Origin of the sequence: Bradyrhizobium sp. (assembly GCF_016462955.1) — a bacterium.
Taxonomy (GTDB): domain Bacteria; phylum Pseudomonadota; class Alphaproteobacteria; order Rhizobiales; family Xanthobacteraceae; genus Bradyrhizobium.
The window spans coordinates 32,498-36,978 of sequence record NZ_JAEMSD010000015.1 but is presented as its reverse complement, the minus strand read 5'-3'; the positions used below and the strand labels follow the sequence as shown (position 1 = coordinate 36,978).

The following is a 4,481-nucleotide window of genomic DNA, read 5'->3' as shown; positions in this document are numbered from 1 at the left end:
TCGCGGTCCTCCGCCGGCCACAGGTGCTGCTTGGCCTTGCCATGACGGTGTTCGGCTTTGCCGGCCTGTTCGTCGTCTTCACTTATATCCAGCCGATTTTGACCCGCTTCACGGGATTTTCGGAAGCTGCGGTGTCGCCGATCCTGCTGGTGTTCGGCGTCGGGCTCGCGATCGGCAACGTCGCCGGCGGCAAGCTCGCCGACCGCGGCCTTGCCGGTGCGCTGATCGGAACACTCGCCGCGCTCACGGTCGTGCTGCTTGGGCTTGCCGCCGTGCTGTCGGTCAAGATCGCGGCGATCGCGCTGATCCTGCTGCTGGGTATCGCGGCCTTTGCGACCGTCGCCCCGCTGCAGCTTCGTGTGTTGGAAGCCGCCGGCCCCAGCGGCCGCACGCTTGCCTCCAGCCTCAACATCGCCGCGTTCAATCTCGGCAACGCGTTCGGCGCCTGGGCCGGCGGCGTCACCATCGATCGGGGGCTCGGTCTCCCGGCGCTACCTGTAGTCGCGGCCGGTATCACCGCGGGCGGCCTCGTGCTGGCGCTGTGGAGCATCCGGCTCGATCGCGCGTCTGCGGCCGTCGCGGCCTGCCCCGCCGAGTAGCGCAGCGGCGCGACGCGGACAGTTCGCCGCGTCGCGCCATCGCCATGCAAAAACCCACCTGTACACGGGCTTTCGCCATCCGTAACGTCTGCGGCGCAGTTTCAGGAGATGCGACGTGGCGAAGAAGGCGACCAAGAAGACCAAAAAGACCAAGCAGAGTGCTTCGACGAAAGCGGCGAAGACCTCGAGCAAGACCAGCGCGAGCCGCAAGGCCGTCGTCGCCAGGAAGGTGAAGACGGCCACGCAGAGGCCCTCCGCACCGCGTCGCCCCAAGGGACAGGCCTGGCAATGGTCGGCGGTGGAGACCGCGGCCGCGATCCGCTCCGGCGCCATCTCCGCCGTCGAGACCGTCGAGGCGCATCTCGAACGGATGCGCGCCGTCAATCCGAAGCTGAATGCGGTCGTCGTCGACCTCGGTGAGGAGGCGCTGAAGGCGGCGCATGCGGCCGACAGGCAGCGCGCGAAAGGCGGCGAACTCGGCCTCCTGCACGGCGTGCCCATCACCATCAAGGAAAATGTCGACTACGAAGGCCGGCCGAATTTCAACGGCGTGCCTGCCAACAAGAACCTCGTCGCGCCGTCGGATTCCCCGGTGGTGCGCAATCTCAAGAAGGCCGGCGCAATCGTCATCGGCCTCACCAACACGCCGGAATTCTCCTTCCGTGGCTTCACCGACAATCCCCTGCACGGGCTGACGCTGAACCCCTGGGATCCCGACATCACCTGCGGCGGCTCCTCGGGCGGTGCCGGCTCGGCGGTGGCGGCCGGCATCGGCACCATCGCGCACGGCAACGACATCGGCGGCTCGCTGCGCTGGCCGGCACATTGCAACGGCGTTGCCACCATCAAGCCGACGCAGGGCCGCATTCCCGCGTTCAACGCCAGCGCAACGGCCGAACGGCCGATGCTGGCGCATCTGATGTCGGCGCAGGGGCCGCTGGCCCGCCATGTCGCCGACGTCCGTCTCGCCCTGGAGGCGATGAGTCAGCGCGATCCGCGCGACCCTTGGTGGGTGCCGGCACCGTTGATCGGCGACAGGCCGAAGCGACCGATCAAGGTCGCGCTGGCGAAGATCCCCGAGGACATGGACGTCGATCCCTCCGTCTCCGCGGCGCTGCGCCAGGCTGCCGACCATCTCGAGCGCTCCGGCTATCGCGTCAGCGAGGTCGAGGTGCCCGACATCAACGGTGTCTGGCAGACCTGGTGCGACATCATCACCAACGAGACCGTGGTGATGCAGGAGGCCGGCATGCTGAAGGTCACCTCGGAGGACTTCCACAAGGCCTGGGGCGGCATGAAGGCCGAGGCCAACGTGCTCGATCTCAAGGGCTGGATGCAGGCGACTGCCGCGCGCAGCGGCCATATCCGCGCCTGGCAATTGTTCTTCGAGGAGTATCCGGTGGTGCTGGCGCCGACCACGGTGAAGCCGACGCCGGGCCCGCGTGAGGACACCATCAGCGCCGAGCGCGTGCGCGAGATCTTCTGGGGCGAGATCCGCTTCATCTCCGCCATCAACGTGCTGGGCCTGCCCGGCGCGGTGGTGCCGGTGGCGCTGCATGACGGCAAGCCAATCGGCGTGCAGCTGATTGCCGGGCGCTATCGCGAGGATCTCGCACTCGACGCTGCGGCCGCGATCGAGAAGCGCGCCGGCGTACTCTCCCACCGGCTGTGGGAAAACATGGCTTAAGCCCAAGCAAGCGCGGCCACGTTGACGATGCTCCCCTTTTCCCGCGTGGGCGAGGGGAGTTCGCCGAGCAGTCGCGAGATGGATGACGCCGAGCAAGGCATGGCCGCGATGGGTTAATCGAATTTAACCGGAATCACGGCGAATTCGCCGGCAAGCGTTAGGGTTACTTCCTCGATCTCTAGGCGAATTATTGTCCGCTTTACCGCCCGCCTCTAACAGAAGAGGGCGGACAACGCACATGCCTCATACAGGCCAATAAGTGCGGCCCGCTCCACGCGGAGGTGGCATAATGCGCAACGAGACGATTGCTATTCACGCCGGCTACGAGCCCGAAGCCAGCACGCACGCCGTTGCCGTGCCGATCTACCAGACCGCCGCCTACGCCTTCGACAGCGCCGATCATGGCGCGGCCCTATTCAATCTCGAGGCCGAGGGGTTTCGCTACAGCCGTATCGCCAATCCGACCAGCGCAGTGCTGGAGAAGCGCATCGCCCAGCTCGAAGGCGGCGTCGGCGCGCTCGCGGTCGCGACCGGCCAGGCGGCGCTGCATTTCGCCTTCGTCAACGTGGCCGATCACGGCGGCAACATCGTTTCCGTGCCGCAGCTTTATGGCACCACGCACACGCTGCTCTCGCACATCCTGCCGCGGCAGGGCATCTCCGGCCGCTTCGCCGAGAGCGACCATCCCGAGGCGATCGCGAGGCTGATCGACGAGAACACCCGCGCCGTGTTCGCCGAGACCATCGGTAATCCCGCCGGCAATGTCTGCGACATCGAGGCGCTGGCGAAGGTCGCGCATGCGCATGGCGTGCCGCTGATCGTCGACAACACGGTGGCCACGCCAATCCTGCTGAAGCCGTTCGATTACGGCGCGGATATTGCCGTGCATTCGCTGACCAAGTTCCTGGGCGGTCACGGCACCACGCTCGGCGGCGCCATCGTCGATTCCGGGAATTTCCCGTGGGCCAAATACGCCGAGCGCTTCCCGGCCTACAACAAGCCGGATGCGTCCTATCACGGCCTCGTCTACGCCGAACGCTTCGGCCGCACCGCCTATATCGAGCGCGCGCGCAGCGTCTATCAGCGCACCATGGGCTCGGTGCTGTCGCCGTTCAACGCCTTCCTGCTGCTCCAGGGGATCGAGACCGTCGCGCTGCGGATGGAGCGCCATGTCGAGAACGCGCGCAAGGTCGCAGAATTCCTGCGCGGCGATCCCCGTGTAGCCTGGGTCAATTACAGCGGTTTCCCGGATAGTCCCTATCATCCGCTGGTGCAGAAGTACCTGAACGGCAACGCCTCCTCCCTGTTCACCTTCGGCATCAAGGGCGGCATGGAGGCCGGCAAGGCCTTCTACGATGCGTTGAAGCTGATCACGCGGCTCGTCAATATCGGCGACGCCAAGTCGCTCGCCTGCCATCCGGCATCGACCACGCACCGGCAGATGTCGGCGGAGCAACAGCGCGTTGCCGGCGTGCTGCCGGAGACGATCCGCCTGTCGATCGGCATCGAGCATGTCTCCGACATCATCGAGGATATCGACCAGGCGCTCGAGAAGGCCTGCTCGTCGGCGCGCCTCGAGGCCGCGGAGTAGGCGGCGGCGCCCATGACGATCCTGATCGACAAGGATCACGTCATCGCGGGCCCGGCGCTGGTGCCGGCCGCGCACGATCTCGCGCGCGATACCGGCGCTGAACTCACGATCGGGCTCGTCAACAACATGCCAGATCCGGCGCTGAAGGCGACCGAGCGGCAGTTCATGAAGCTGCTCCAGGCCGCGGCAGGTCCGCGCCGGATTCGCTTTCACTGCTTCTCGCTTCCGAGCGTGAAGCGGTCGCCTGAAGCGAAGTGGCATGTCGAGAGCGAATATTCCGATCTTTCCGTTCTCGAGCACGGCAAGTTCGATGGGCTGATCGTGACCGGCGCAGAGCCGATCGCGCCCAGGCTCGACCAGGAGCCGTATTGGCAGGAGCTCACCAGGCTGATCGACTGGGCCAAGACCCATACGCGCTCGACGATCTGGTCGTGCCTTGCCGCGCATGCCGCGGTGCTGCATCTCGACGGCATCGAGCGGCGACAGCTGGCGGCCAAATGTCACGGCATTTTCGATTGCGACATCGTCACGAGCGATGCGTTGACCCGCGCCGCGGCTGCGCCTTTCAAAGTCTCACATTCCCGCCTGAACGAGATCGCCGAGA

General features: G+C 66.1%; 2 protein-coding genes and 2 pseudogenes. All 4 read left to right on the top strand.

Going from position 1 to position 4,481, the window contains the following annotated elements:
- Positions 1 to 599: pseudogene (locus tag JHD07_RS03515) on the top strand (MFS transporter); the annotation flags it as partial.
- Positions 600 to 714: 115 nt separating this feature from the next.
- Complete coding sequence (locus JHD07_RS03510) at positions 715 to 2,286, top strand: amidase family protein (protein WP_291618970.1); 1,572 nt, start codon at positions 715 to 717, stop codon at positions 2,284 to 2,286.
- Positions 2,287 to 2,575: 289 nt separating this feature from the next.
- Complete coding sequence (locus JHD07_RS03505; protein WP_291618967.1) at positions 2,576 to 3,877, top strand: O-acetylhomoserine aminocarboxypropyltransferase/cysteine synthase family protein; 1,302 nt, start codon at positions 2,576 to 2,578, stop codon at positions 3,875 to 3,877.
- Between the two features lie 12 nt (positions 3,878 to 3,889).
- A pseudogene (locus JHD07_RS03500) lies at positions 3,890 to 4,481 on the top strand (homoserine O-succinyltransferase); the annotation flags it as partial.